At 44.2% G+C, this 22,869-nt stretch carries 26 protein-coding genes, 1 pseudogene and 1 riboswitch; of the genes and pseudogenes, 5 read left to right on the top strand and 22 right to left on the bottom strand.

Going from position 1 to position 22,869, the window contains the following annotated elements:
- Both Tfer_RS16790 and Tfer_RS03025 read right to left on the bottom strand, forming a co-directional pair.
- Positions 1-368 (bottom strand): annotated as a pseudogene (locus Tfer_RS16790) (hypothetical protein); the annotation flags it as partial.
- A 181-nt stretch (positions 369-549) separates the two neighbouring features.
- A complete protein-coding gene (locus tag Tfer_RS03025; protein WP_052216836.1) occupies positions 550-807 on the bottom strand; it encodes a hypothetical protein in 258 nt (85 codons plus the stop codon).
- A 131-nt stretch (positions 808-938) separates the two neighbouring features.
- On the opposite strand from Tfer_RS03025, the gene Tfer_RS03030 reads away from it, so the two are divergent.
- From Tfer_RS03030 to Tfer_RS03040, 3 genes are read left to right on the top strand one after another with little or no spacing between them, the layout of a single operon-like run.
- Positions 939-1,208, top strand: coding sequence for a hypothetical protein (locus tag Tfer_RS03030; RefSeq protein WP_052216837.1), 270 nt, complete (start codon positions 939-941; stop codon positions 1,206-1,208).
- Positions 1,205-1,441 (top strand): hypothetical protein, encoded by a 237-nt coding sequence (locus tag Tfer_RS03035; protein WP_013120980.1) that lies wholly within the window; start codon positions 1,205-1,207, stop codon positions 1,439-1,441. Before Tfer_RS03030 ends, Tfer_RS03035 begins: the two co-directional genes overlap by 4 nt.
- A gap of 7 nt (positions 1,442-1,448) precedes the next feature.
- The gene (locus Tfer_RS03040) at positions 1,449-1,982 is read left to right on the top strand and encodes an Hsp20/alpha crystallin family protein (RefSeq protein ID WP_052216838.1); all 534 of its coding nucleotides are present in this window, start codon (positions 1,449-1,451) and stop codon (positions 1,980-1,982) included.
- A gap of 161 nt (positions 1,983-2,143) precedes the next feature.
- On the opposite strand, the gene Tfer_RS03045 is transcribed toward Tfer_RS03040, so the two are convergent.
- Together Tfer_RS03045 and Tfer_RS03050 are read right to left on the bottom strand one after the other, a co-directional pair.
- Positions 2,144-2,584 (bottom strand): hypothetical protein, encoded by a 441-nt coding sequence (locus tag Tfer_RS03045; protein WP_052216839.1) that lies wholly within the window; start codon positions 2,582-2,584, stop codon positions 2,144-2,146.
- A gap of 181 nt (positions 2,585-2,765) precedes the next feature.
- Positions 2,766-3,542, bottom strand: coding sequence for a cell wall hydrolase (locus tag Tfer_RS03050; protein ID WP_083436746.1), 777 nt, complete (start codon positions 3,540-3,542; stop codon positions 2,766-2,768).
- A gap of 6 nt (positions 3,543-3,548) precedes the next feature.
- A riboswitch (cyclic di-AMP (ydaO/yuaA leader) is annotated at positions 3,549-3,698 on the bottom strand.
- Between the two features lie 257 nt (positions 3,699-3,955).
- On the opposite strand from Tfer_RS03050, the gene Tfer_RS03055 reads away from it, so the two are divergent.
- Positions 3,956-4,195, top strand: coding sequence for a MoaD/ThiS family protein (locus Tfer_RS03055; RefSeq protein ID WP_052216840.1), 240 nt, complete (start codon positions 3,956-3,958; stop codon positions 4,193-4,195).
- Between the two features lie 36 nt (positions 4,196-4,231).
- Here the strand turns inward: Tfer_RS03055 and nrdG are convergent, their stop codons facing one another.
- A complete protein-coding gene (nrdG, locus tag Tfer_RS03060; protein WP_152908952.1) occupies positions 4,232-4,744 on the bottom strand; it encodes an anaerobic ribonucleoside-triphosphate reductase activating protein in 513 nt (170 codons plus the stop codon).
- A 98-nt stretch (positions 4,745-4,842) separates the two neighbouring features.
- Here nrdG and Tfer_RS03065 point away from each other — a divergent pair, with 98 nt between their 5' ends.
- Positions 4,843-5,088, top strand: a complete 246-nt coding sequence (locus tag Tfer_RS03065; protein ID WP_052216841.1) for a hypothetical protein — start codon at positions 4,843-4,845, stop codon at positions 5,086-5,088.
- A gap of 348 nt (positions 5,089-5,436) precedes the next feature.
- Here Tfer_RS03065 and Tfer_RS03070 read toward each other — a convergent pair whose 3' ends face one another.
- The 17 genes from Tfer_RS03070 to murA form a co-directional block, all read right to left on the bottom strand.
- On the bottom strand, positions 5,437-7,464 hold the full coding sequence (locus Tfer_RS03070) for an anaerobic ribonucleoside triphosphate reductase (protein WP_052216842.1): 2,028 nt from the start codon (positions 7,462-7,464) through the stop codon (positions 5,437-5,439).
- Positions 7,465-7,488: 24 nt separating this feature from the next.
- Complete coding sequence (gene nrdR / locus Tfer_RS03075; RefSeq protein WP_013120988.1) at positions 7,489-7,944, bottom strand: transcriptional regulator NrdR; 456 nt, start codon at positions 7,942-7,944, stop codon at positions 7,489-7,491.
- Between the two features lie 215 nt (positions 7,945-8,159).
- A complete protein-coding gene (locus Tfer_RS03080) occupies positions 8,160-8,687 on the bottom strand; it encodes a YpiB family protein (RefSeq protein ID WP_052216843.1) in 528 nt (175 codons plus the stop codon).
- Between the two features lie 298 nt (positions 8,688-8,985).
- On the bottom strand, positions 8,986-10,899 hold the full coding sequence (cooS, locus tag Tfer_RS03085; RefSeq protein ID WP_013120990.1) for an anaerobic carbon-monoxide dehydrogenase catalytic subunit: 1,914 nt from the start codon (positions 10,897-10,899) through the stop codon (positions 8,986-8,988).
- Positions 10,900-11,157: 258 nt separating this feature from the next.
- Positions 11,158-11,418, bottom strand: a complete 261-nt coding sequence (locus Tfer_RS03090) for a YlmC/YmxH family sporulation protein (protein ID WP_083436747.1) — start codon at positions 11,416-11,418, stop codon at positions 11,158-11,160.
- A gap of 53 nt (positions 11,419-11,471) precedes the next feature.
- Positions 11,472-12,305, bottom strand: coding sequence for an SDH family Clp fold serine proteinase (locus Tfer_RS03095; protein ID WP_013120992.1), 834 nt, complete (start codon positions 12,303-12,305; stop codon positions 11,472-11,474).
- A gap of 91 nt (positions 12,306-12,396) precedes the next feature.
- On the bottom strand, positions 12,397-13,164 hold the full coding sequence (gene spoIIR / locus Tfer_RS03100) for a stage II sporulation protein R (RefSeq protein ID WP_052216845.1): 768 nt from the start codon (positions 13,162-13,164) through the stop codon (positions 12,397-12,399).
- A 58-nt stretch (positions 13,165-13,222) separates the two neighbouring features.
- The gene (gene sigG, locus Tfer_RS03105; RefSeq protein WP_013120994.1) at positions 13,223-13,996 is read right to left on the bottom strand and encodes an RNA polymerase sporulation sigma factor SigG; all 774 of its coding nucleotides are present in this window, start codon (positions 13,994-13,996) and stop codon (positions 13,223-13,225) included.
- A gap of 856 nt (positions 13,997-14,852) precedes the next feature.
- Entirely contained in the window at positions 14,853-15,581 is a 729-nt protein-coding gene (sigE, locus tag Tfer_RS03110) for an RNA polymerase sporulation sigma factor SigE (protein ID WP_052216846.1), read from the bottom strand.
- 15 nt (positions 15,582-15,596) lie between these two features.
- Positions 15,597-16,529 carry a sigma-E processing peptidase SpoIIGA gene (locus tag Tfer_RS03115; protein ID WP_052216847.1) on the bottom strand — a complete coding sequence of 311 codons (933 nt, stop codon included), beginning with the start codon at positions 16,527-16,529 and terminating at the stop codon, positions 15,597-15,599.
- Between the two features lie 205 nt (positions 16,530-16,734).
- Positions 16,735-17,022, bottom strand: coding sequence for an anti-sigma factor family protein (locus Tfer_RS03120; RefSeq protein ID WP_052216848.1), 288 nt, complete (start codon positions 17,020-17,022; stop codon positions 16,735-16,737).
- Between the two features lie 216 nt (positions 17,023-17,238).
- The gene (gene ftsZ, locus Tfer_RS03125; protein WP_052216849.1) at positions 17,239-18,294 is read right to left on the bottom strand and encodes a cell division protein FtsZ; all 1,056 of its coding nucleotides are present in this window, start codon (positions 18,292-18,294) and stop codon (positions 17,239-17,241) included.
- Between the two features lie 63 nt (positions 18,295-18,357).
- Positions 18,358-19,554 (bottom strand): cell division protein FtsA, encoded by a 1,197-nt coding sequence (gene ftsA, locus Tfer_RS03130; RefSeq protein WP_052216850.1) that lies wholly within the window; start codon positions 19,552-19,554, stop codon positions 18,358-18,360.
- Positions 19,555-19,692: 138 nt separating this feature from the next.
- Positions 19,693-20,022, bottom strand: a complete 330-nt coding sequence (locus tag Tfer_RS03135) for a small basic family protein (protein ID WP_013121000.1) — start codon at positions 20,020-20,022, stop codon at positions 19,693-19,695.
- A 2-nt stretch (positions 20,023-20,024) separates the two neighbouring features.
- Positions 20,025-20,729: a DUF881 domain-containing protein gene (locus Tfer_RS03140; RefSeq protein WP_052216851.1), complete on the bottom strand. Its 705-nt coding sequence runs from the start codon at positions 20,727-20,729 to the stop codon at positions 20,025-20,027.
- Positions 20,730-20,765: 36 nt separating this feature from the next.
- Positions 20,766-21,512 (bottom strand): cell division protein FtsQ/DivIB, encoded by a 747-nt coding sequence (locus tag Tfer_RS03145; RefSeq protein WP_160315516.1) that lies wholly within the window; start codon positions 21,510-21,512, stop codon positions 20,766-20,768.
- A 99-nt stretch (positions 21,513-21,611) separates the two neighbouring features.
- Entirely contained in the window at positions 21,612-22,868 is a 1,257-nt protein-coding gene (gene murA / locus Tfer_RS03150; RefSeq protein ID WP_052216853.1) for a UDP-N-acetylglucosamine 1-carboxyvinyltransferase, read from the bottom strand.
- Position 22,869 lies beyond the last annotated feature (1 nt).

Raw genomic sequence — 22,869 nt, forward strand, 5'->3', positions numbered from 1 at the left:
GCCGGGGCCGGCTTCGCTTCTACGACGGGCGCCGGCTGCACCTCTTCGGCCGGGGCCGGCTTCGCTTCTACGACGGGCGCCGGCTGCACCTCTTCGGCCGGGGCCGGCTTCGCTTCTACGACGGGCGCCGGCTGCACTTTCTCATCTGGTGCCTGCTTGGCCTCGTCAGTAGCTTTCTGCTTAGGGTCGCCGGTCGAAGCTGACTGAACTTGGTCCGCAGAGTCAGATAGTGTTATACTTTCGTGCACTGGCACCGGATGATTAATACCCATCGCTTCTGCCTCAGCGGCAAAGGTTTGGGGCATTATGGTCTGCGGCATGACACCATAACCCATAACTACCAAACCTAACGCCAGTACAGTGATCAACCTTTTCAGTTTTCACTCCCCCTTTCCGCAAAAATTTTTTCGGGATGCGGGGCAATAACAAAACCTTAGCATATATCATTATAACTTAGGCAACTAGGCCTTTTCAGCAAGTAACATCTGTATGCTCTAGCATCTAACCTCCAGTCCGGTAAAATATTAACAGAGAACTGCCAAAGGGTCTTTAGATAACTTCAATGATTGAAGGTCCTACAGGAGATTTCAAACCTGCATCGGTAATAACGGAATCAATCAAATCTACATCATTGATCAGATTGACCCCCGTTGGGAATGTGTTCAGGTTACCGGCCACCTGTCCAACACTAATATTTGCTTTAGCCATATATGTCCATGAATCAAAAACGCCTTTACCCTGTGATAAGTTAGCATTATTGCGCAACTGGTTTATTTGATTAAAACCTGTAATAATGGCTACAGCCATAGGTCTTTCCCTCCCTAAAATTAATGAACCTAATTATAGTCTATGCCGGTAAAATTATATTGTGCTTTAGACCCAATCACGAATTTAGTATTTCAGACATAACTTAATAAATAAAAGGCAGGTGATAAACTATGATGGTGGGTTCCCTGCAAATTAATATCAATACATTACGAATAGCTGATGTCGATACCGGTTCTGCTGTAGCAATTGGCAGCAATTATTTTAATGACTGGCGAACCCATAGCAAGGTGAACAGCGGTTTCGGCAGGCTATCCGGAGACTGTAATGCTTTTCATGATCTTATAGCAAGTGTCGAAGACCCAGATTCTGTTGATATGTTCAGCAAAGAGTTTATAGGCGAATCTTACGGACACCCATTATTAGAAAGGAGCCAAAAATGAAGACGGAAATATATATAGGCAACTCTCATTTAACAGTTGCTCAGAATAATGCCGTACTAAATTACGGCGAAAGCAGCCTTCAGGGATGGCGAACACGGTCTAAAACCAATTATTCTTTTGGGCGGGTTAACGGAGACGGCAACTTGATTGGCAGCCGCCTCAATTTACTGAGTGACCCGGATATCTTCGACATGACTGTTAAACCGCTAAATTGTCAGGTGAAAAAGGGGTAATTTGCCTATGAACAGTTTTAATCCTTTTGATGGTCAAAATTTTAATCCCTTTGATGTATTAAAGGAAAGAAATATACCTAGTGTTTCTATGTGGTTTGAACAAATGAAACAATTCCCATGGCTGGAAAAATACATAAACGATATACTGGGACCCAATTTTTGGCGTCAAATTACCGGAGGAAAACAGCAATCTTTTTCCTCCAAAACAGAAGTATTCGAAACTTCCGACGAAGTTATTGTTAAATTACCGATACCGGGTCTCGAAAAAACGACGGATATAAGGGTTAAGTTAAGCGGAGTAACTTTGTGGATTGAAGCAAGTCCACCGGCAAATATTGTTGAACTTGACCATGACAGGATAAAACTGCACAAGGATGCCGAACCTGTCTCGCCGCGGAAAATATCGCACACTGTGAAATTACCGGCACCGGTAAATTATCTTGATGCTAAAGCCATCTATAAATCCGGCACTCTGGAAATTAGATTGCCTAAGGAATTCAATTCGGAAGACACGCATGATATCAGAGTAAATTTTCTGTAACACAGGTAAGAAGGAAAAAGTTCACCCATTTAAAAATTGGTGAACTTTTTCCTGTACAAAATACTGTCGCTCGCTGGCCAGCCACTGTAATGGTGAAACAAGGCAACGATTGTTTCACCATTACAGTAGTCATCACTGGACATGGCAACCGGTCATAAATTTTATTGAGCCCTGTAGCTCATTCTCACTTTTGGAATATAATTTTTTTTGACCTCCATTCCCTGCACTTGCTCCGTTTCTTTATTTTCCCCTTGTTTAACTGATTGCTTGTTTTCATGCAGCGCCTTTTTTTGGCTTTCCCCCTCTTGAGATTCCATTTTAATCACTTTGCCGCCGTAATTTAGTCCCACGCTTAGCACTCCGCTCAATTCTTTAACATCAATTGCATCCAGGTTTATTTCGAACTTATCTGTATGCATATGTTCTATTATTACCTTCTCTATGGTCCAGCACTTATTTTCTATGACATTACGTAATTTCTTTTGTTCCTTTTCCAAGTCAGTTAATCTTTCACGTAGTTCGGCCAGGCCATTTGCTTTGGAAAATGCGGGTGAATTGTTTTTATGCGGTTTAAATATGTTGTTTAAGTAATCCCAGAGCAAAAAACAACCCCCCGAATTAATTTTTAACTACCAATATTTTGCCTAAAATAGCAACTTCTTCGGCACATCTTTTATTTCTTTTACATATTATATAGTATGCACTTTTGAGAAGTATGTGCTCATAACCTACCAGAGAAAATAAAAGAGACCCTTGCAGGTCTCTTATGTATTGGAGCTCAAATTATTTTGCAAAAACATGGTTACCGATTTTTTTGGTGATTATACGTGACCAAACCCATTTACTTGTTGCGGTAGAAGGATTCCAGTAATAAAGAGCCCCACCCGTTGGATCCCAACCACTCAAAGCATCCTGAACCGCTTTATAGGCCGTCTGGTCCGGACGCAAATTGATCTGCCCGTCAGCCACACAACTGAAAGCCAGTGGTTCATAAATAACTCCGGCTATTGAATTGGGGAAGTTTGGGCTTTTTACCCTGTTCAGAATAACTGCAGCTATAGCCACCTGCCCCTCGTAAGGTTCGCCCCTTGCTTCAGCATAAACAACTCTGGCCAGCAGGTCCAGGTCAGAACGTGATGCACTCCTGGATACGGTAACGGTAGGACGGCTGAACCGCTGAGGAATTGTTAAAACTTGTCCCACATATAAGGTATCCTTCCAGTAATTGCTGGCAGACTTAATCGCCTCAACGGTGGTACCAAATCTTTTGGCAATCAGATACAGGGTATCACCTTTCTGCACCACATAGCGGTTACCGGAACTAACTGACGAACTAACAGGTATGTTTAACCTCTGGCCAGGGTAAACGGTATTACTGGTTAAACCGTTACTGGCTTTAAGAGCTGCAGCCGATACGCCGAAGCGTTGCCCTATCAAGTAAAGGGTATCACCCTTCTTTACCGTATATGACACGGCTGCCTCAGCTTTGAATACAAAAAAGCCTCCCAATGTAACCGCCAACAACAATACTGCTAAAGTCAACGCAACAGACCGTTTCATAAAATTTCCTCCTTTCTTAACGCCTCCGGAGTTAGCTGACGGGTTCGGGTGGAAAGGACAACCCTACACATAAGTGAACCTTATGCGATTCACCCCTGGCTGGAATAGCCTTAACTGGTTCCTCCGTACCTAAAATGGATTCGGCTTGACAGGGACAAGTTAATTATACCCTCTTTTGGCAGGGAACAGGATACCTTAAATATTCCCATAATAGCCAACAAATACCTTACAGCCAAAAAATAAAGAATTAGCTATTTAAACTGAGGAAAAGGGTTTCGTCTGAATTTTTGTTCTTCTTTTCATTTTGAAACTTTCTCCGACTAACCACCGTCAGTAAACAGTATAATATCTTTAAAGGCCGGAAACATGCTATAATAAGACTAAAATGATAGTTTTGAAGGAGGAAGTGTATTATGGAATTGGAAGTCAGGCTCTTTGCAGGGTTGCATAGATATGTGGAGGGTACGAAAAGCGGCGAACCTTTTACTGTCCATGCAGGCGAAAACGCTACCATCACTGATCTGCTTAAGCAACTTGGCATACCGGAAAAAGCGGCCTTTGTTACCCTGGTTAACGGAAGCGCTTCGCCCGCCTCAACAGTTTTAAAAGATAGAGACAGGGTGGGCATTTTCCCGCCTGTAGGAGGAGGTTAAAGTACAAAGTAAATCTGTTTTACCGGAACTGCAACGTCAATTAAGTTCCATTTCAACTATTTTATCGCTCTCCAGGCTTTTCTTCACGTCAATAATGCGCTGGTTTCGTGAACCACGAAAAGCCAGGTTCAAGTCTTTTTCCGCCTCAATAAAGGGGCCGTCAATAATGATATCTGAAAGCTCGATTAATTTTTTCACATTTTTGTCGCGTTCCGATAATGCAAGCAATTCTTCCCAAGTGTAACCGGTAAAGGTTAATATATTTAACCCCCGGTCTTTTAATTTACCTGCCAGTGCGGCAAAGCCGGCTGCCTGTAAAAAGGGGTCACCCCCTGAGAATGTTACCCCTTTGACCAAGGGGTTTTTAACTATCGTGGATACTATTTCATCAATATCAACTTCTTGCCCTCCATCGGGATCCAGAGCGTCGGGATTATGGCAACCGGGACATCTTCTCGGACAGCCCTGGGCAAAGACTACCGACCGCAGGCCCGGACCATCGACCACACTTTCCTTTGCCAATCCTGCCAGACGTATTTTCATAACCATTTGTCACCTCTTTGCTTGTTACCATCCATTAAGATATAATAAATATACGTGCAATTATAAATAAAAGGCGGCAAGAAACACGCAAACGGAGGAAAATTATGCTTACAAAATTTGTTTTACCTACGGCAATCATTTTAGGGCTAATAACTTCTTTCTATCAGTTACGCAAAACCAGGGACAGGTCCTTCCTGCCCAGCCTGTTGATTTTTATTGTCCCCTTTGTCGTTGATATATTGTCCGGGGAGCTCGATATGCCGGCAGACAGACGTCTGATACCTGTAAAATTAGCCTTTATTGCCGCCGGGTGGATAGCTTGGACAATCCCTTACCTGAAAAGAAAATAAATCACAAGGGTTTAGACTTTTTCAGAGTCATTGGTGCCAAAAGCCCGATACAAAACTGCCCGGCTTTTTACCGGGTAGTTTTATTTTGTCTTAAAACATTTGTACAGGGAAAAGACCGTTGTACAACGTGCACACTTTTTTTGTACGCCGCATAATATACAACATCAAAAATTAGAAATTGATCAAAACTCAAAGGAGGGATAGTCATGGTAGACGGTTGCGCAGGGTGGAACCCCAGAGCAGCTTTTATCCTTTTCCTCATTTTAATCCTGTTGTTCTATGGTAATTAACCCTGACCCCCAAAAAAGGCTGCACAAAAAGCGCAGCCTTTTCCCTTTCCGTCAGGTCCTATTCCCTTTCCAGTAACCTGTGCGGCACCCTGTCGTATAATTCGGCCCGTTTGGCATCGTTAAACCTATCGACGGTGCTGAGATAACCCGTTATCCGTCTGACCCTTTTTATATCTATCGAACCGCACATGGGACACTCATCTTTATTAATCACTCCTATATAACTACAGCTCATGCAGAAATCTACGGGGAAATTTATACCGGCATAACCTATATCGCTGTTTTTCATGTGCCTTAAAATATCTTCTACGGCCTCCACGTTGTGAATCGGCGGGGCAGAAAATTCCACATAACTTATATGCCCGGCATTGCAGTATTTATGGTACGGCCCTTCGATACTTATCTTTTGGAAGCAACTGATGTCCTGACCGACAGGTACATGGAATGAGTTAGTGTAGTATTCTTTATCGGTTACTCCCGGAATTATTCCATATTCTTTACGATCCAAGCGAACAAACCTGCCCGACAGGCCTTCAGCCGGAGTAGCCAGCAAAGTATAATTTAAATGGAAGCGTTCTGTCGCCTCGTCCATTTTTTCCCGCATATGGGCAACAATCTGCAACCCCATCTCCTGGGCTTCCGCAGATTCACCATGATTTTTGCCGGTTAGTACTTTTAAAGTCTCAGCCAGGCCAATAAAACCTACGGACAAAGTCCCGTGTTTGATAGCCGGTTCTATTTCGTCACAGGGTTTCAAGTTTTCAGAATCCAGATAAAGGTGTTGTCCCATCAAAAACGGCATGTCTTTAACTTTCAGCCTGGCCTGAACCCGATACCTGTGGTACAACTGATTTATGCATAATTCCAGGATACGGTCCAATTCACGATAGAATTTGTCAATGTTGGTGCCCGATTTAATAGCTATACGGGGCAAGTTAATAGTGGTAAATGAAAGATTACCACGTCCTTCTGTCACCTCGGGACCGTTAACATTGGACATAACCCTGGTACGGCAGCCCATGTAAGAAACCTCACATCCATAGGGGCTGTTAAAAGAAGAATCCATAAAGCTGAAAGTAGGATTTAAGCGGCGGGAGGCAACCCTTATGGCCAGTTTAAATAAGTCGTAATTGGGATCCCCTTCATTTAAGTTAATTCCTTCTTTAACTCTGAAAATAATATTGGGGAATATCGGGTTTTCTCCCCGGCCCAACCCTTTTTCATAAGCCAAAAGCAGGTTTTTTACCACCTTCCGGGCTTCAGGCGATGTGTCAGTACCAATGTTCAAACTGGAAAAAGGAACCTGAGCGCCGGCCCTGGAATGCATGGAATTCAGATTATATATAAAGGCTTCCATAGCCTGGTATACTTCGTCGTCAGAGGCGTCTTTCACAAATTGAGCTATATCGCGGTCAAAAAAGGCAAAAGACTGCCCTCCATGCATATCGTTCTGAGAGCTTTGCAGTATTATGGCAGCTAATGCTGTTGCTGAAGTAGGCCTTTTTGGCGGCCTGATATAGCCATGTCCGTTATTAAATCCTTCGCGCAGCAGCCTTCCGAGAGGAATCTGTATGCATGTAAGCGTTTTACCATAAAAATCCAAGTCATGTATGTGTATATCACCGTTAATATGTGCCTGGGCCTGCTCTTCCGGAATCATCCTGGACAAGTAAAAGTTTTTGCTGGCCGCACTGGCAATTTGCAGCATTTTTGCTGAAGGGGAATTACTAATGTTGGCGTTTTCCCTGTTGGTTTCACGCAATATTTCCTGAACAGCGTCCATCAGTTCCGACCTTGCTTCCCGTATTCTGGTACGGTGAGCTCTATACAAAATATAAGCTTTAGCCGTCTTAGCATGCCCGTTTTCGATCAATATTTTTTCTACAGCATCTTGCACATCTTCTACAGAAAAAAGTTGGCCGTTATATTTTTGCTTTAAATACTTTAATACCTCCAGGGTTAATTCCATTGCAATCTGCCGGTCTTCGCCACCCACAGCCTGAGCTGCTTTAAAAATTGCATCAGTAATTTTCGTTTCATTAAAATCAACTACTCTTCCATCTCGCTTTTTAATAGAAGTAAACATCTACAGGCCCCCTTAAGCTAACCATTAATTCTTTTTCAACAATTTCTCCAGTTCCTGAATAAAATTGTTTACATCTTTAAACTGGCGGTATACCGAGGCAAATCTGACATAAGCTACTTCGTCCAAATTCCGCAGCCGTTCCATTACCATTTCGCCGATTTGCACCGAACCTACCTCCATTTCCATCTTGTTGCGCAACTCTTTCTCGATTTCTTCTACCACTTTTTCCATCTCCGTGAGTGGAATCTGTCTTTTTTCACAGGCTTTGATTATACCGCCGAGAATTTTCCCCCTGTCGAACACCTCCCGCCTACCGTCTTTTTTTACAACAATCAGCGGTATTTCATCCACTTTTTCATAGGTCGTAAATCGACGGTTACATTCGCCACATTCCCGCCTCCTGCGGATGGCATTTCCGTCGTCTGCCGGCCTGGAGTCTAAAACCCTGCTTTCAGAAAAACCACAAAAAGGACACCGCATTTTCCATCCCACCAAATTGTCAGAATAGTGTTTCGCAGGAATATAATGGTCCCGTATAGAATACCAATGTTAATTCCCCAAGAATCATTCACTATACAATATCTTGGGGCATATTTATTATATAACACTATATATGGTATAGTCAAGGAAAAATATGGTGGCAGCATATTAACAAAAAATTTTAAGAGCACGGTAAAATATCTTCCGTGCTCTTTTTAACCAAAAAATTTTTTATACAAATCAGATAAATAATAAAACCTGTCCCGATCCCTCTTGTCCAAAGCATCGTCAATTTCAGCCTGTAATTTCAACCTTTTTTCTTCCTTCAGAAATGCTATTCTGTTTAGTTCGCTCTCTAATTTTTTTAGCCTCTCGGAAAAATCAACCTCCGGCTCTTCGGCCAACTGTTCAATACAGGGACAACATATTAATTCCCGGTCAAAGGCAAGTCTGATATATAGTTCTTCCGGCGGGTTGTTAATTAAAACCTCTGTTACTTCAGCCACATTTTCGTAATAAATGCCGTTTATTCGGCATAGGAAAGACACCGTAGGTGCACCTTCTGCCGAAATAATCAGGGCATTTGGTAAATACCTCACATCATCCACAAAATGACTTATCCGCAGCAACTGTTCTTCATGGAAAAGCAGTTGCAGAATTTGGTATGTATCAGGTCTTTTGAGCTGATTTTTTTCCATAAACCAGGCCAAAAACTTCTTTTTTCTAGCCATAATTTCGTCCATATTACCACCCGATTGGTTTAAGTTTGTTAAAACAATAAATATCAACCTTTATTAGACAAGGACGTAAAAAATCCTTTTAAATTATGGGTGGTAATTAATGGTGTAACATAAAGTCCACCGGGAGCCACTACCGCCAGCGCAGATTCACCGCCATATAAAAATGCGGTAAACCGCCGGTTCTTCCGTAGTGCGCCGGTGGACTACCTGGCTGTTAGACTTCAAGTCTGCTTCCAGTTAACTTTTAAGCCCGTTTTAGATTAACTACCAGACATTACCGGTCTTAATTTTTGTCAATCATTTAATCTAATCCCAATTTAGCCCGCTTTTTAAGAATATGGTTTTCAATACCTTTTGCTGCTTCTACCGGATCATCTCCCAATGCAACCTTACCGCCCGTATATCCTTCCAACTGCTCAGTTAGAAGCTTGACTAATTCGGGGCCTCCTGCTACGGGAGGAGTAGGTGACAAATGGGTATAAAGCCCGTAAGCTAAAGCGAACATCCCGTCAATGGTAGCTTTTTGTTCCAAATACTGGGGGGCGGTTACTGCGATAGGCAAATCTGCTGAATCAACCCCAAGGTGATTTGCCAAGGCCGTCGTCAACATGGAAATCCTCCCGGTATCTGTACAGGTACCGAAACTCAGAACCGGCGGAATATTCAGGCTCCGGCATATTTCCTGTAATCCCGGGCCCGCCATATTAATGGCGTCAAGGTTACACAGCCCGGCTACTTCCAGGCCATGATTACCACACCCGCCACTGACAATCATGATGTCTTTTTTAATTAATTCCTTGGCCAAATTTACGGTCATATAATCATGGGGACCAGTAGACAATGTGGTACAGTTGACCAAGGCCACAACACCTTTAATTTTTCCCGCTTTAATGGCGCTGACCAGCGGATCGGGAGTACCTCCGAGGGCCTTTAAAACTGCTTCCGTCGAAAAACCGGAAATAGCCTTGGTTATTTTTTGCGGCACTTTGGGAGTTACTTTACCTTTACGTGCCTTAAAATTGCCAATGGCCAGATCTATCAATTGATTGGCAATATGTGCAGCTTCCGGCGGCTTGTAATCGAAGTTTTTATCTACTCCGGGAATCCTCACCAGGTCATTGACACTGACTAATGTAACACCGTACTTTTCCTCATAAGGTTTCAGGTAAGGTGGTGAACAGTTTTCATCCATGGCAAAAACATCAATGGCGCCCGTTGCCAAGGCAGGCTCGATAGCTAACCAGTTGCCGGTTAAGCCCCGAAAAACCTCATCCATTGGTAGACGCTGTAGCATTTCCTGCCCTGTTTCAATGGAACCGATAACCCGCAGCCCTCTCGCGCCGGCTTCCCTCGCCCGCTGCTGGACCTGCGGGTTTTTGGCAGCCAGGTAGGTAGCCATGCCGACCCATGGCTCATGACCGTTAAAGACAATGTTCACGTATGCAGGGTCTAAGATCCCCAAATCAACTTCCACTTCATGGGGCATCGGTGTGCCAAAGAGAATATCCTGAACCATTTCCAGCCCGATCTGTGCTCCGTAAATGGTAGCAATCCCCAAACGTAATGCTTTTCTGGCCATAGACAAGAAATCTCCATCCACATTGGTTAAGCAACTGGCTACAGCATCTTTAATTTCATGTAAGGTACCCGCAGGGTAAATGGCCAAATCCTGCCATTTTTTCTGCCTGGGTGGGGGCGCGAAGGCAGCAATAATTTTACTGGGCTCATCATAACCACGGTGTAGTTCATACATCAGGAAGTCTGCCAACCACGAAGCTACCTGTTCGGGACTACCGTTAGTACTTACCCCACATTGTCCGGCAAACCAGAAAAGCTTGTCACGGTCAGTAATTTTAAACGGTGTCTTGCCTTCAACGGTGGACTTTAAAGTTCTGAAAGCTTCATAGGCATGGTGGGCATAGGTTGACGCGCCCATGGCATTTCGGAGCAGCATATCCCGCATGGCCATCGCGTCGGGGGTAATGCCACATACCCCAAGCATAGCCCCTGCTTGGTCGGAAATACGGCAGGGACCGTTAGTACATAGTTGGCAACTGACCCCCGCTGAACAAAAACCACACCTGATCTTCTCCTGAGGGTCAAACCGGTCAAAGGTATTGCTCATGCCGTCTTTATGCAGGCGCTCGTACATTTCCTGAACCGAGTCATGAACACTTACCCGATCACCTGTACGATGCCTAACCATTCGGGCCATAATCATTCCTCCTTAACAGATTTTCTAAAAGAACAAACGTTTCTATTGAAACCTTTAAGGAAACTTTTGTTGATATCCGGAAATCATGTTTTGAGGTTATCCAAATTTTACCTCAAAGCATAATTTCCTAGATATTCAGAAAGTAGTGTACCTCCACAACAGCACTTTATACCATTAAAGAAAACTATTTTGGCAAAAATAAAAGGCTTCAGCCTCTCCAGGCAGCAGCCTTTCCATACGTTTGATATATCCTGGCCTTTAATATTCTTCATACCGGGTATCATTAAAATCATTGAGTTCAACCAATATCACATCTAACCCCATTTTTTTTATCTTATGCCATGGAATCACTATATCATCATTTTTACCCAGCAACCCGAGAACCTTATTACCTCCCGGTAAAATAATGGATTTTATCTTGCCCTGGTCCAGATCAAATTCAATATCTCTGATTAGCCCCAATTTTTTGCCGTTGTAAACGTTGATGACTTCCCTCAAGCGCAAATCAGATACCTTCATCACGGCCTTCCACCTCCTCACTCTATTATATGTGAGGGGTTGTCAATATGTTACTATCTATCTTGTCTGTCTTTATTTTGATTGTAAGGTACGGGAATATACTGGACCGACGGTCTCCGTTGCGTCGGCTGAGGGTAAAGTTCCATTAACCGGTAAATTTCAATGGGCAAATCATTGGTCACCCGCAGGCCCATCTCTTTCAATGTATCGTAAGTTATCGGGTAATCATGGGTCCAGCGGCCCTCCGTAAGTATTTTCGCTAATTCCCGTCCTTTTTCTTCTCCCAGGTTGTCTTTTAATAAACCGTACACAAAATCCTCTACCTGCTTTAATGCCTTTTTGGCCACATCGGCCAGGATAATGGTTTTGTCGTCGATTTCATTTCTTTCTTTTTCTTCCAACACTTTCACGATTGATGCCGCCGGGTATTCTCCAATCTGGGGGTCAACAGGGCCAAGGACAGCATTTTCATCCATCACAATTTCATCGGCCGCCAAAGCAATTAACGTTCCCCCAGACATGGCATAGTGGGGAATATATACAGTAACTTTAGCCCGGTGTTTTTCCAGAGCATGCGCTATCTGCTCCGATGCCAGTACCAAACCCCCGGGGGTGTGCAAAACCAGGCTGATGGGCATATCCTGCGGAGTAAGTCGGATAGCTCTCAAAACCTGTTCTGAATCTTCTATGTTTATAAAACGGCCAAATAATATTCCCAGCAAATTAAAAGACTCCTGCCGGTGAATAAGTGTTATTAACCTGCACCCCTGTTTCCTTTCTATTTCATGGATGAGATTGTACCTGGCTCTGGTAATCTTCTGTTGATTAATAATCGGGATAAGTGACATAACTATAAATATTGCCCAGAATAAATCAAAAAACGACATCTCTGTTACTCCTTCAATCTCACGTATTAATTAAGACCCTGCAGAACAGAGTCTTAATTAAGGCAACCTACAATGGCATGTTTTTACTCAATTAGTAGTTTTTAGCAGTTATACTGCTTTTGCCAAATTCATTGCGCAAAATCTCAAGAATTTTGAACTTTACCTTTACTTCAGTCTCAAATTCCTGTTTATCTTTATTCTTTTCTGTATTGGTAATGTTATCCCCTTTATGGCCGGGTATTTCTCCCGGCAAGGTCTCTGCAGGCATTTCCTTTGAACCGCTGATAAAACAAAGGGGAGGAAATAATACACACCACCAGTTGGCTCCCGCACCTTCGCCTAAAACTATCCGTACAGCCTGGTATTCACCGGCCGGCAGGGTAATACTGCCGTAGGTTTTGGCGGGAAAAGTAAATTTACCCAGTAATGCCTTCACTTTGTATTGGGCTCCCCAACGATAAACCTCCTGTTGGGCAATTTCCTGCATTTCGTCGAGGTATTGGGCAGAAATTTTTCGGGCTTCAGCCGCGTTTTTCGCCTGTTCAAACTTGGGTGTCATATAGTTGACAATTACATCCCTGACCCTGCGCTTTAAGGCCTGATCCCTGACACTGTCGCTATTGGCAATAACATGAAAACGAATCAGGTTATTCTGGTTATAGGCCTGCACGTAAAGCTCGCCCGCATCGTTAAACCCACCGGCTGCAGCAATACCTAAAAAGAAACCGCCCATCAGTACGCCGAAAGCTGCCACAGCCAGGGCTTTCCGCGGGGTCCAACCGGCCGCATACCCTTCGGTACAGTCCAACAATGTTCTCTTTGCAACCTTATTACATTCTTGTGTTTTTATACTCCGCATTTTGATGTCTACCTCCTTAACAATGGCCAGTGACCAAATTCCGTTGCTCCGAGGGTAACTACATATATTTTCTCATGTGTTTTAGGGCCGCTTTTTCCAAGCGGGAAACCTGCGCCTGGGAAATTCCTATTTCTTCGGCAACTTCCATTTGGGTCTTTCCTTCAAAAAACCTCAGGGTCAAAATCAGTTTTTCCCGTTCATTCAGTTTCCTCATGGCTTCCCTTACCGAAATGCCTTCCAGCCAATTTCCGTCGAGGTTTTTCTCATCGCCGATCTGGTCCATCACATAGATAGGATCACCACCGTCGTGATAAATGGGTTCAAATAATGAAATGGGTTCCTGAATAGCATCTAACGCAAAAACTACTTCTTCCCGCGGCATTTTCAGTTCACTGGCTATCTCGTTAATGGAAGGTTCACGAGAATACTTATTAACCAAAGCGTCTCTAACCTGCAAAGCCTTGTAAGCTACATCTCTGAGGGAACGGCTTACCCTGATCGGATTATTGTCTCTTAAATACCGCCGGATTTCTCCAATAATCATAGGCACTGCATAGGTTGAAAACTTCACATTCTGGCTTAAGTCGAAATTATCAATGGCTTTCATCAAGCCTATGCACCCTACCTGAAAAAGATCGTCAACATATTCTCCTCTGTTTGTAAACCGTTGAATCACACTGAGTACCAGTCGCAAATTGCCGTTTATTAATTTAGTCCGAGCTGATTTATCCCCGGCTTGCATCTGTTCGAAAATCTTGCGCATTTCACTACTGGACAAAACCGGAAGCTTTGAAGTATTTACACCGCATATTTCTACTTTGTTTATCATCATATCTGTGCCGTCTCCCTTCCAGGTTTGCAGTATTCGGTTTTTACTAGGATTATTGCCAAAAGAAAATGGGTTTATACATTTAATTGCCGCTGCACCGGTGGATCAACCGTTGCTCCGGGGTTACGGCCAGCAACCATCTACCACAAAGGACTCAGAGGACTCAGAGAACACAGAGAAAAACTGGGAAAAAACCGAACAAAAAAATTACCAAGAAACTAATCAAAATTTCATTGTTTAGACAAGCTATATACTTTGCTTTTACCATTAATTCTCCGTGTCCTCTGTGGATTCTCTGTGGATTCTGCGGTTTAAATAATTACGTTCTCGGGATTGAGGCGTCCGTGCCGGAAACAGTGATTTGAAGCCCTCACTGTCGTTAACACTGTCTATCTGCCCTCCACCAAGTCGCAACTTATTGTTTCACCGGGAGCGGCGGCTAAGTGTGATCGCCGACTGACTACAGAGCGGCCTGTATTAAGGTTCGGTCTGTAGAAGGAAGGGTGGGTGCGGTGCTAAAGCTACCGTCAAGGAGCGACTGCGCCCGCAAAACCGCTGCAAGGTAGGCAGGGGGTTGCCGCATATCCGAAAATGGAAATATTCCGTATAAGGTTGGTTTGCACGGCAAACCTCTTAAAAAAATATCAGGGCTTCCGTAAAGGAAGCCCTATTTGCCCGTGTCCTATTATGTAACTTTATCTTCAATCTGAAGGGCTGTCTAAAGGCAGCCCCTTAAGGAGCGAATGCGCCCGCAAAACCGCAACCGGGCAGGTAGAGAGTTCCCGCATGTCCGAAGATGGCGAAGACCGCTGTGCTACGAAAAAGAAACTGCCGCTGTAAAAGTAAAACAACCGTTGCCTTACTCCATTTTATGTATCTCTTTGCGCAGTCTTTTCAAAATACGCTTTTCCAATCTGGATATGTACGACTGGGAAATGCCCAGCATATCGGCAACTTCTTTTTGCGTCTTTTCGGTCCCGTCAATTAAGCCAAATCTTAATTCCATTATCCTGCGCTCACGCCCGTTAAGTTTCTGCAACGCCAGAGCCAGCAACTTACGGTCAACCTCTTCTTCTATAAATTTATAAATAATATCGCTTTCCGTACCCATAACATCAGACAACAAAAGCTCATTTCCGTCCCAGTCAATGTTGATGGGTTCATCAAAGGAGACCTCAGCCCTGGTTTTATTGTTTCTGCGCAGGTACATGAGTATTTCGTTTTCTATGCAGCGGGAAGCATAAGTGGCCAGTTTTATCTTTTTGGCCGGGTCAAAAGTATTTACAGCTTTAATTAATCCGATTGTACCGATAGAAACCAGGTCCTCAATACCAACCCCGGTGTTTTCAAACTTCCTGGCAATATAAACAACCAGCCGCAAGTTCCGTTCAATCAAAACACTTCTTACTGCCGCATCGCCGGTGGCCAGCTTGGATATAAGATAGTTTTCTTCGGCATTAGATAAAGGTGGCGGCAAAGCTTCGCTGCTTCCCACATAATGAACTTCTGCCCGCAGCCCAAGCCTCAGCAGGAGCTTGATCAGCATCAGCCGCAAGTTCCATTTTACTCGCAATAACCGATTACCCATCAGCTTTCCTCCTAACTAAGCTGAAATTTCCTCTAAAATATCCGGATGCAACAAAGCTTTGTATTTCCCGTCCGGACTTAACGTCTTGTTGTAGATTCCCACAATTACGTTTTTCCGGGTATAGACCTGTTCCCCCTTTCTGACTTCTATTTGGTCCGGTCTGAAACCGACCAGCATTCCGTTGCTTCGCCCCAATGAAGTAAAAGGAATAACCCGAAACCTGGCCGACCAGAATTGGTCTGTTATGCCTCCGGCAATTTTGGCCAAATCCGGTTCTTCCGCTTCAAAGTAATCGCGCATTTCGGCCGGTAAATATTCACTTATGGCCGCATACTCCACTACCAGGACGGGCGTCAGAGAAATAGGGTCCTGCAGTTGATTACCCGTATCCAGTAAAGCCTCGACTTCAATCTGCCGGTTGCCAAAAAGCACCTTCACCGGTACCTTTAACACTCCATGCAACCCATTTTTTTTAAAGAAAGGGAGACCCCATTTTATTAGCATACCCGCCACAATGGAAGTAAAAATAATGCTAATACCAAATTTAGACTGAATTAAAGACGCAAGACCGGTGAATAACTGGGCGCTCAAACCCGAAGAATTGAGCAAAAATATAATACCAAAAAATATGCCCCCAATACTGAAGGACACCAGGAAGAAATATAGCATTCCGAAAATAAAATCTTTTGCCGTTAGTGGGAAAAAGACGGTAAGAAACATAATTGTGCCAAAAACCATTTTTATGCCAAAGGAATACAGAAAAGCCAAATTGGGATAAGCCGCGGCTGCTGAATACAGGGCTCCAATGGCAGCGCCCGTAACTAATCTGAGTTTCCCAGCCCTCAAACGGGCTATCCTGTTGGTACCCCACAGAATTATCAGATTCATAATAAAACTTATGGCAAAAACTAAATCAGGATATACATAGATAACAGTTTTGGAGGACATGGCAAAGCACCTCCGCAACAAACCCGGTTATCATATTAGCAGTATATGCCAGGAATAAGCCCTATATGACAAGTTATATGCCCATTATACTACGACTTACCCGGCAAAATCTGTCACATAGGCTGCACCCACAAAAAAAACCTCCGTCAATTTACGTCCGAAATTGACAAAGGTTTGATTTCAGCCCATAATTTTGGACAATTAGCTAAAAAATAAGATTTTTTAAATGTAGGTAAGTAAGTATGGCAAATAATAACGCTGTTAACAAAGAGGCAATAATAAATAACCTTTTGAACCCCCCGGAAGGTTTAAAAAGATAAAAAAACATTCCGGATGCTTGTTCCAGCTCCTCCTGCCGGACCTGCAAAGCTTCCATCCGGGCAGCACATTCGGGGCAAACCTGTAAATGCTCGTCGATAATTTCTTTTGTATCGGGAGTAAGCTTATTGTCCACGTAATCGAATAACAGATACCGACATTCTTTACAGTTCACCCCTACATCCCTCCCACAAAAACACCAACCATTCTCTTGCTTGTGACAACCGGCCGAAAAGTTTTCCATACCGTTGGCAGGTAAATTGAGCAAAGCTTTTCATGCATTCTGTCGCAAAATAATCCTATCATAAACTCTTTATGCGGGTTAGATAATTTCCATGCATAATTTATTCAAAAATACCCTCTACATAACGTAGAGGGTATGGTACCTCAATTATTTTCTCCGTAAAAAAGCGGGAATATCTAATTCATCTACAGCCGTAAAAGGTTTAATATCTATACCGGCAGTATCGCTGGAAATGCCCCGGCGGGGGTTCCTGTTATCGAAACCTGTGGCAATTACTGTGACCCTAACTTCATCCTGCATATTGTCGTCTATTACCGCACCAAAAATTATGTTGGCTTCCGGGTCAGCAGCATTGGCAATGATTTCGGCTGCCTCATTTACTTCAAAAAGCCCCAAACTGGTTCCGCCGGTAATGTTAAGCAATACGCCGCGTGCTCCTTCGATGGAAGTTTCCAGGAGCGGGCTGGATATAGCCAGTTTCGCAGCTTCCGCAGCCCTGTTTTCCCCGGAGGCAATGCCTATTCCCATAAGCGCTGAACCTGTGTCAGTCATAATTGTCTTTACATCGGCAAAATCCAGGTTTATCAACCCGGGTACGGCAATGAGGTCCGATATGCCCTGTACACCCTGCCTTAGCACATCATCGGCGATACGAAACGCTTCAACAATGGAAGTATGTTTGTCAATCACCTGTAATAACCTGTCGTTGGGTATCGTAATAAGGGTATCGACTTTTTCTTTCAGGTTGTTTATCCCCGCTTCAGCCTGTGTAAGACGTTTCCGCCCCTCAAAAGTAAAAGGCTTGGTCACTACACCTACAGTCAATGCCCCTACTTCCTTGGCTACCTCCGCTACAATAGGCGCAGCGCCTGTTCCGGTTCCACCGCCCATACCGGCAGTAACAAACACCATATCGGCGCCCTTCAGGGCTTGTACAAGTTCTTCCCTGTTCTCTTCTGCCGCTTTCTGCCCAATTTCAGGATTTGCGCCGGCCCCTAATCCCTTGGTAAGTTTAGCTCCTATCTGAATTTTTTGCGGCGCCTGGGACAGGTACAAAGCCTGGGCATCGGTGTTTACGGTTATAAATTCAACTCCTTTCAGGCCAGCTGATATCATCCGGTTAACAGCATTATTTCCTCCGCCACCTACCCCAATAACTTTTATGTTGGCGAACTGGTCCAATTCCATATCAAATTCGAGCATGCTCCGAAAGACCTCCTTTAAAACTTTGAAATGCTCATGATGCAGTTATTTTCCGGAAAACCTTCATACGAACTTTTTAAAAATCCGGATAATTCTCGCAAGGAACCCCATTGATTCATCTTTAACACTGGCCGTCTGTTGCAAACCTGCAACATTTTGGGAGTGACACAAAACCAAGCCAAGGGAACAACTGTAACGGGAGTCGCCCAAGTAAATTCCGTCATTGTGGCCCAGACACACAGGTACTTTTAGATATTCATGGGCTCTTTCCAGAAAACCCGGAACTTTGGTAACACCACCGGTAAAAATCAAACCTTTTCGCACCCTGTCATTGTATCCCGACTGCAGAATTGCCTGTTTAATTAAATCAAATATTTCAGTAATGCGGGAGTCAATTATTTCAGTAACAAACTGCCTGTTAATTTTCTTTGGTCCGTCACCTTTCAGCCCCGGAATGGTGAAAACTTCATGAAAATCATCCCGGTTTAAAGAACCGAACTGCAATTTAATTTTCTCAGCCAATTCCTTGGGTACCTGTAACCCAAAAGATATGTCCGATGTTATGTAATCTCCTCCAATGGGTAAGCTTGTCAACCAGCATAATCCCCGCTCGTCGAAAATACCAATTTCCGTTAAGCCGGCACCAACATCCACTAAAGCGACACCGGCGTCTTCCGGTGATAAAGCTGACCCGGCCGTAGCAACAATACCGGCGTTTACGGAATCAACCTTCAGTCCAAGCCTATTAGCCAGATCCAGCCTTTCTTGCAGCAAATCAGGCGGCGCCAATATGAGCATCGTTTCCACTTCCAGTAGGCGCCCTCTCAACCCAACCGGGTTAGGGGTATAGTTCCCATCAACAAAAAAACTCCGGGGTACTGCACAGATTGTTTCTTTTCCCGTTGGAACGATATTTTGGCGAGCCAATTCCAGAACACGTACCACGTCCCACTCGGTTACCCGGTGACTGGATCTACTTATCAACAAAGAACCCGTACTTAATATACCCTGCACTTCCGGACCGGAAACGTTAACAATTATGTCCCGTATTTCGGTCCTTCCCGCCTCTTCAGCGAGACGAATTGCATTTTCCAGGGACTTTACCGCCCTGTCTATATCTATAATACGGCCTTTTTGCACCCCTTGGCTGGGGTACTCAGCCATGGCTTTAATCACAAAGTTATCTGTACTGTCGGCAACAGTTATCTTTATCCCGGAAGTCCCAATGTCAATTCCGACCAGCACATTTGGCAGGGACAACCTTCCACCTCCGTATGGGAAATTATTTACATATGGGAAATTACTTAACATATAGGAAATTACTTAACATGTGGGAATTTACTTAAAAGGAAAATTCCACATAGAAATCAAATTCCCTCTTTTTACTGGTGAATTTTTTTATTTTTTCAATATATGGCGTCTTATTATGGCCAAATTTTGGAAAAGTCTGACGCCGAAGGCAAAAATGGCAGCCGTGTATAACGCCACCCCCAGCCTTTCGCCAATATAGGCCAAACCCGCCGCCAGTAATGTATTGCTAAAAAATCCCGTAATAAAAACAACATCGTCAAACTTTTTTTCCAAACCGGCCCGCGCCCCGCCAAAAACCGAGTCAAGAGCCGCCAGCACAGCTACGGACATATATTGCACATAGGCCTGGGGCATGCTGATAGGAACAATAAGCCCGATAATCAGCCCCAAAGCCAATCCCAAAACAGGTAGCCACACAATTAATCACCCTCTTTTACCGATTTGGAATACTGAAATACCACAGGTCCGTCGTAAGCAGGTATTTCTACTTTTTGTTTTTGTTGCACATCCGCCTGTAAGCCCCAAAACCTCAGGGTCTCCAGGATACCTCCCTTTATTTCCAGGGAGCTTTGCAGAGCCTTAGGGTCACCGGTAGCCAAGATTGTAATCGGGGGTACAATCTTTTTCGTATTTACCAAAATAGTAGTACCTGCACACCTGATCTCCGAATTGGCAAGCAACCTTTGGCCATTAATCGAAATAGCTTCAGCTCCGCCGGCTCTTAACTCATTCACTACTTTCAGCAAATCTTCTTCATGTAAAATATATAAATTCGGGTCTTCGCCCGGTTCCAGTTTTTTCGGGCTATCATTTAGAACTACTTCCACACCGGGCCCTTCTACCGGGGTAAGACCGGCCACCATGCGGGCCTTATCCAGTTCGTCGCTGATGGCTTTGCCGGCCCCGCCCTTCCGGCCCGTTTGTTCCAATTTTTTTCTTAAATCCGATACCTCGATAAGCAGGCTATCTCTTTCCTCCGTAACATCTTTGAGCCGGGCTGTTAATTCCTGCGCCCTGCTGATAGGTGCGTTCTGTTGGATATCTTTGGTAGTACGAAACTGTACGGCCAGCATCATGCCTAAAACGAGGAGCACAATGGCCACATACAGTTGACCTCTTTTCATTGGTGCATCCCTTACCTTTCTCTGCTATTAAAATTACTACGGCTTGGAGTAAAATTTTACAACAGGTTTGTTATGATAACTCAGATCAATATACTGAATTTTTTGTTGAAATTTTTGGCTTGCTACCTGCCTGTAGATTTCCAGTTTTTCTGTCGCGTTTTCCGTATTTCCCAAACGTACCTCTACCCCATCAATGGTATACATAATTATGTTTTCCGGATCAGCACAGTTAATTTCAGAAACAATGGTGGAAATTTCAGGGGGCATAATGGCCAAATAATCAAGCGCACTCCTTAGCCCCTCCGACTTTATTTTTTGGCCGGTCTTAATTTTACCAAACCGGACTCCGGTAATTATCGGCAAATTTATTTTTTCTATGCTGTCTACAGGGTATAAAAATACCCCCTCACTATCGATTACATAAAATCCGCCGTCTTTGGGCAGTAAGCCTTGTCCAACCCGTTCCTCCAGGTCTATTTTAATTTTCCCCGGCAGCAAACGCTTGACCGTTACCTTTTTCACCAAAGGATGCAGCAAAATTCTCTTTTCGATTTCGTCTATTTTTAACTTGAAAGTATTGGTTCCCAATGTAATGCCTGAAAGATTGACAATCTCCTGGGTTTTAAGTTGCTTGTTCCCGTCTACGATAATCCGGGAAACAGAAAAAAAAGAAGAGTTTAAAAGAGCATAAATTCCACAAATTAAAAGTAAAATAAAAAAAAGTCCCTGCAAAGGCAAACTTTGTCTGGTATGTCGAGGCCTTCCCGAACGTATGTTAGGCACCTGGATCACCTCACGGTTATATTATACCAAAACTGAAAGGAAAAATATATCACAACTTGTCCGTGCCTAAACCAAAAAAAGCAGCTTCCTGCTGCCAATTCAAACACTGTTCACCCGCATTATCCGTGCCCCTAGCGCGGAGTATTTTTTTTCCAAATCCTCATAACCTCTGTCAATGTGCCATATGTTTTCTATTACTGTGGCATCTTCCGCAATCAGGCCAGCCAGTACCAAAGCTGCTCCCGCCCGTAGATCCGTAGCTTCAACAAAGGTCCCGCTTAGCTTTGAGGTGCCTTTTACAATAGCTGTACGTCCCTCGATTTTGATATCAGCTCCCATCCGGCGAAGTTCATCAACATGCTTGAACCTGTTTTCAAAGATACTTTCTGAAATTATACTTGTCCCCTGCGCCACAGTCATTAGAACCATTAACTGCGCCTGGACATCGGTGGGAAACCCAGGATAAGGTAAAGTTTTGACATCTACGGCTTTGAATTTCCCGTCGCTGGCTACTTTGATCCAGTTCTGGCCCACCTGAATGTCTGCTCCTGCTTCACGCAATTTAGCAATTACTGAATCCAGATGTTCGGGGATAACATTTTCCACAACAACTTCGCCAGCCGTAATTGCCCCGGCTATCAGGTGGGTAGCTGCCTCAATACGGTCAGGAATTACGGTATGTTCGGCAAGCTCCAATTCCCCTGCGCCCTCAATTTTAATCACATCAGTTCCGGCGCCGCGCACCTTTGCTCCCAGGCTGTTCAAAAAGTTTTGCAAGTCAACAATTTCCGGTTCTTTTGCCGCATTTTTGATTACCGTCTGGCCGCGGGCCAAAACAGCTGCCATCATCAGATTTTCTGTGGCTCCGACACTTGGAAAATCCAGGTGTATTTCGGCGCCTTTCAGGCAATTTGCTCTGGCCTCCACAAACCCATGTTTTTCCGTAATTTCCGCCCCCAGAGCGGCAAAACCTTTTAAATGCAGGTCCATAGGTCTTGACCCGATGGCACACCCTCCGGGATAAGCAGCTCTCACGTGGCCGAATCTGGCTAACAGGGGGCCCATAACCAGGTTGGAAGCCCGCATACGGCGCATCAAATCTTCGGAAATTTCCTTCGAGCAAACGCGGCTGTTATCTAGCTTCAGGGAAGAACCCCGGCATTCTATCACAGATCCCAGATACTTGAGAACCTCTTTCATCACATCGATATCCTTGAGCTTTGGAACTTCATGAATCAAACAGCCCTTATCGGTCAGTAAACTGGCAGCCAACACGGGAAGTGTGGCGTTTTTTGCTCCGCTTACCCTGATCCTGCCATTAAGCCGCTTGCCTCCGATGACAATGAACTTCTGCAAT

Source organism: Thermincola ferriacetica (genome assembly GCF_001263415.1).
GTDB classification, from domain to species: Bacteria; Bacillota; Thermincolia; order Thermincolales; family Thermincolaceae; genus Thermincola; species Thermincola ferriacetica.

Excerpts from the sequence above, each read along its gene's own strand:
- Tfer_RS03025 (WP_052216836.1), bottom strand. The coding sequence starts at position 807 with ATGGCTGTAGCCATTATTACAGGTTTTAATCAAATAAACCAGTTGCGC.
- Tfer_RS03030 (WP_052216837.1), top strand. The coding sequence starts at position 939 with ATGATGGTGGGTTCCCTGCAAATTAATATCAATACATTACGAATAGCT.
- Tfer_RS03035 (WP_013120980.1), top strand. The coding sequence starts at position 1,205 with ATGAAGACGGAAATATATATAGGCAACTCTCATTTAACAGTTGCTCAG.
- Tfer_RS03040 (WP_052216838.1), top strand. The coding sequence starts at position 1,449 with ATGAACAGTTTTAATCCTTTTGATGGTCAAAATTTTAATCCCTTTGAT.
- Tfer_RS03050 (WP_083436746.1), bottom strand. The coding sequence starts at position 3,542 with ATGAAACGGTCTGTTGCGTTGACTTTAGCAGTATTGTTGTTGGCGGTT.
- Tfer_RS03055 (WP_052216840.1), top strand. The coding sequence starts at position 3,956 with ATGGAATTGGAAGTCAGGCTCTTTGCAGGGTTGCATAGATATGTGGAG.
- nrdG (WP_152908952.1), bottom strand. The coding sequence starts at position 4,744 with ATGGTTATGAAAATACGTCTGGCAGGATTGGCAAAGGAAAGTGTGGTC.
- Tfer_RS03065 (WP_052216841.1), top strand. The coding sequence starts at position 4,843 with ATGCTTACAAAATTTGTTTTACCTACGGCAATCATTTTAGGGCTAATA.
- Tfer_RS03070 (WP_052216842.1), bottom strand. The coding sequence starts at position 7,464 with ATGTTTACTTCTATTAAAAAGCGAGATGGAAGAGTAGTTGATTTTAAT.
- nrdR (WP_013120988.1), bottom strand. The coding sequence starts at position 7,944 with ATGCGGTGTCCTTTTTGTGGTTTTTCTGAAAGCAGGGTTTTAGACTCC.
- Tfer_RS03080 (WP_052216843.1), bottom strand. The coding sequence starts at position 8,687 with ATGGACGAAATTATGGCTAGAAAAAAGAAGTTTTTGGCCTGGTTTATG.
- cooS (WP_013120990.1), bottom strand. The coding sequence starts at position 10,899 with ATGGCCCGAATGGTTAGGCATCGTACAGGTGATCGGGTAAGTGTTCAT.
- Tfer_RS03090 (WP_083436747.1), bottom strand. The coding sequence starts at position 11,418 with ATGAAGGTATCTGATTTGCGCTTGAGGGAAGTCATCAACGTTTACAAC.
- Tfer_RS03095 (WP_013120992.1), bottom strand. The coding sequence starts at position 12,305 with ATGTCGTTTTTTGATTTATTCTGGGCAATATTTATAGTTATGTCACTT.
- spoIIR (WP_052216845.1), bottom strand. The coding sequence starts at position 13,164 with ATGCGGAGTATAAAAACACAAGAATGTAATAAGGTTGCAAAGAGAACA.
- sigG (WP_013120994.1), bottom strand. The coding sequence starts at position 13,996 with ATGATGATAAACAAAGTAGAAATATGCGGTGTAAATACTTCAAAGCTT.
- sigE (WP_052216846.1), bottom strand. The coding sequence starts at position 15,581 with ATGGGTAATCGGTTATTGCGAGTAAAATGGAACTTGCGGCTGATGCTG.
- Tfer_RS03115 (WP_052216847.1), bottom strand. The coding sequence starts at position 16,529 with ATGTCCTCCAAAACTGTTATCTATGTATATCCTGATTTAGTTTTTGCC.
- ftsZ (WP_052216849.1), bottom strand. The coding sequence starts at position 18,294 with ATGCTCGAATTTGATATGGAATTGGACCAGTTCGCCAACATAAAAGTT.
- Tfer_RS03140 (WP_052216851.1), bottom strand. The coding sequence starts at position 20,729 with ATGAAAAGAGGTCAACTGTATGTGGCCATTGTGCTCCTCGTTTTAGGC.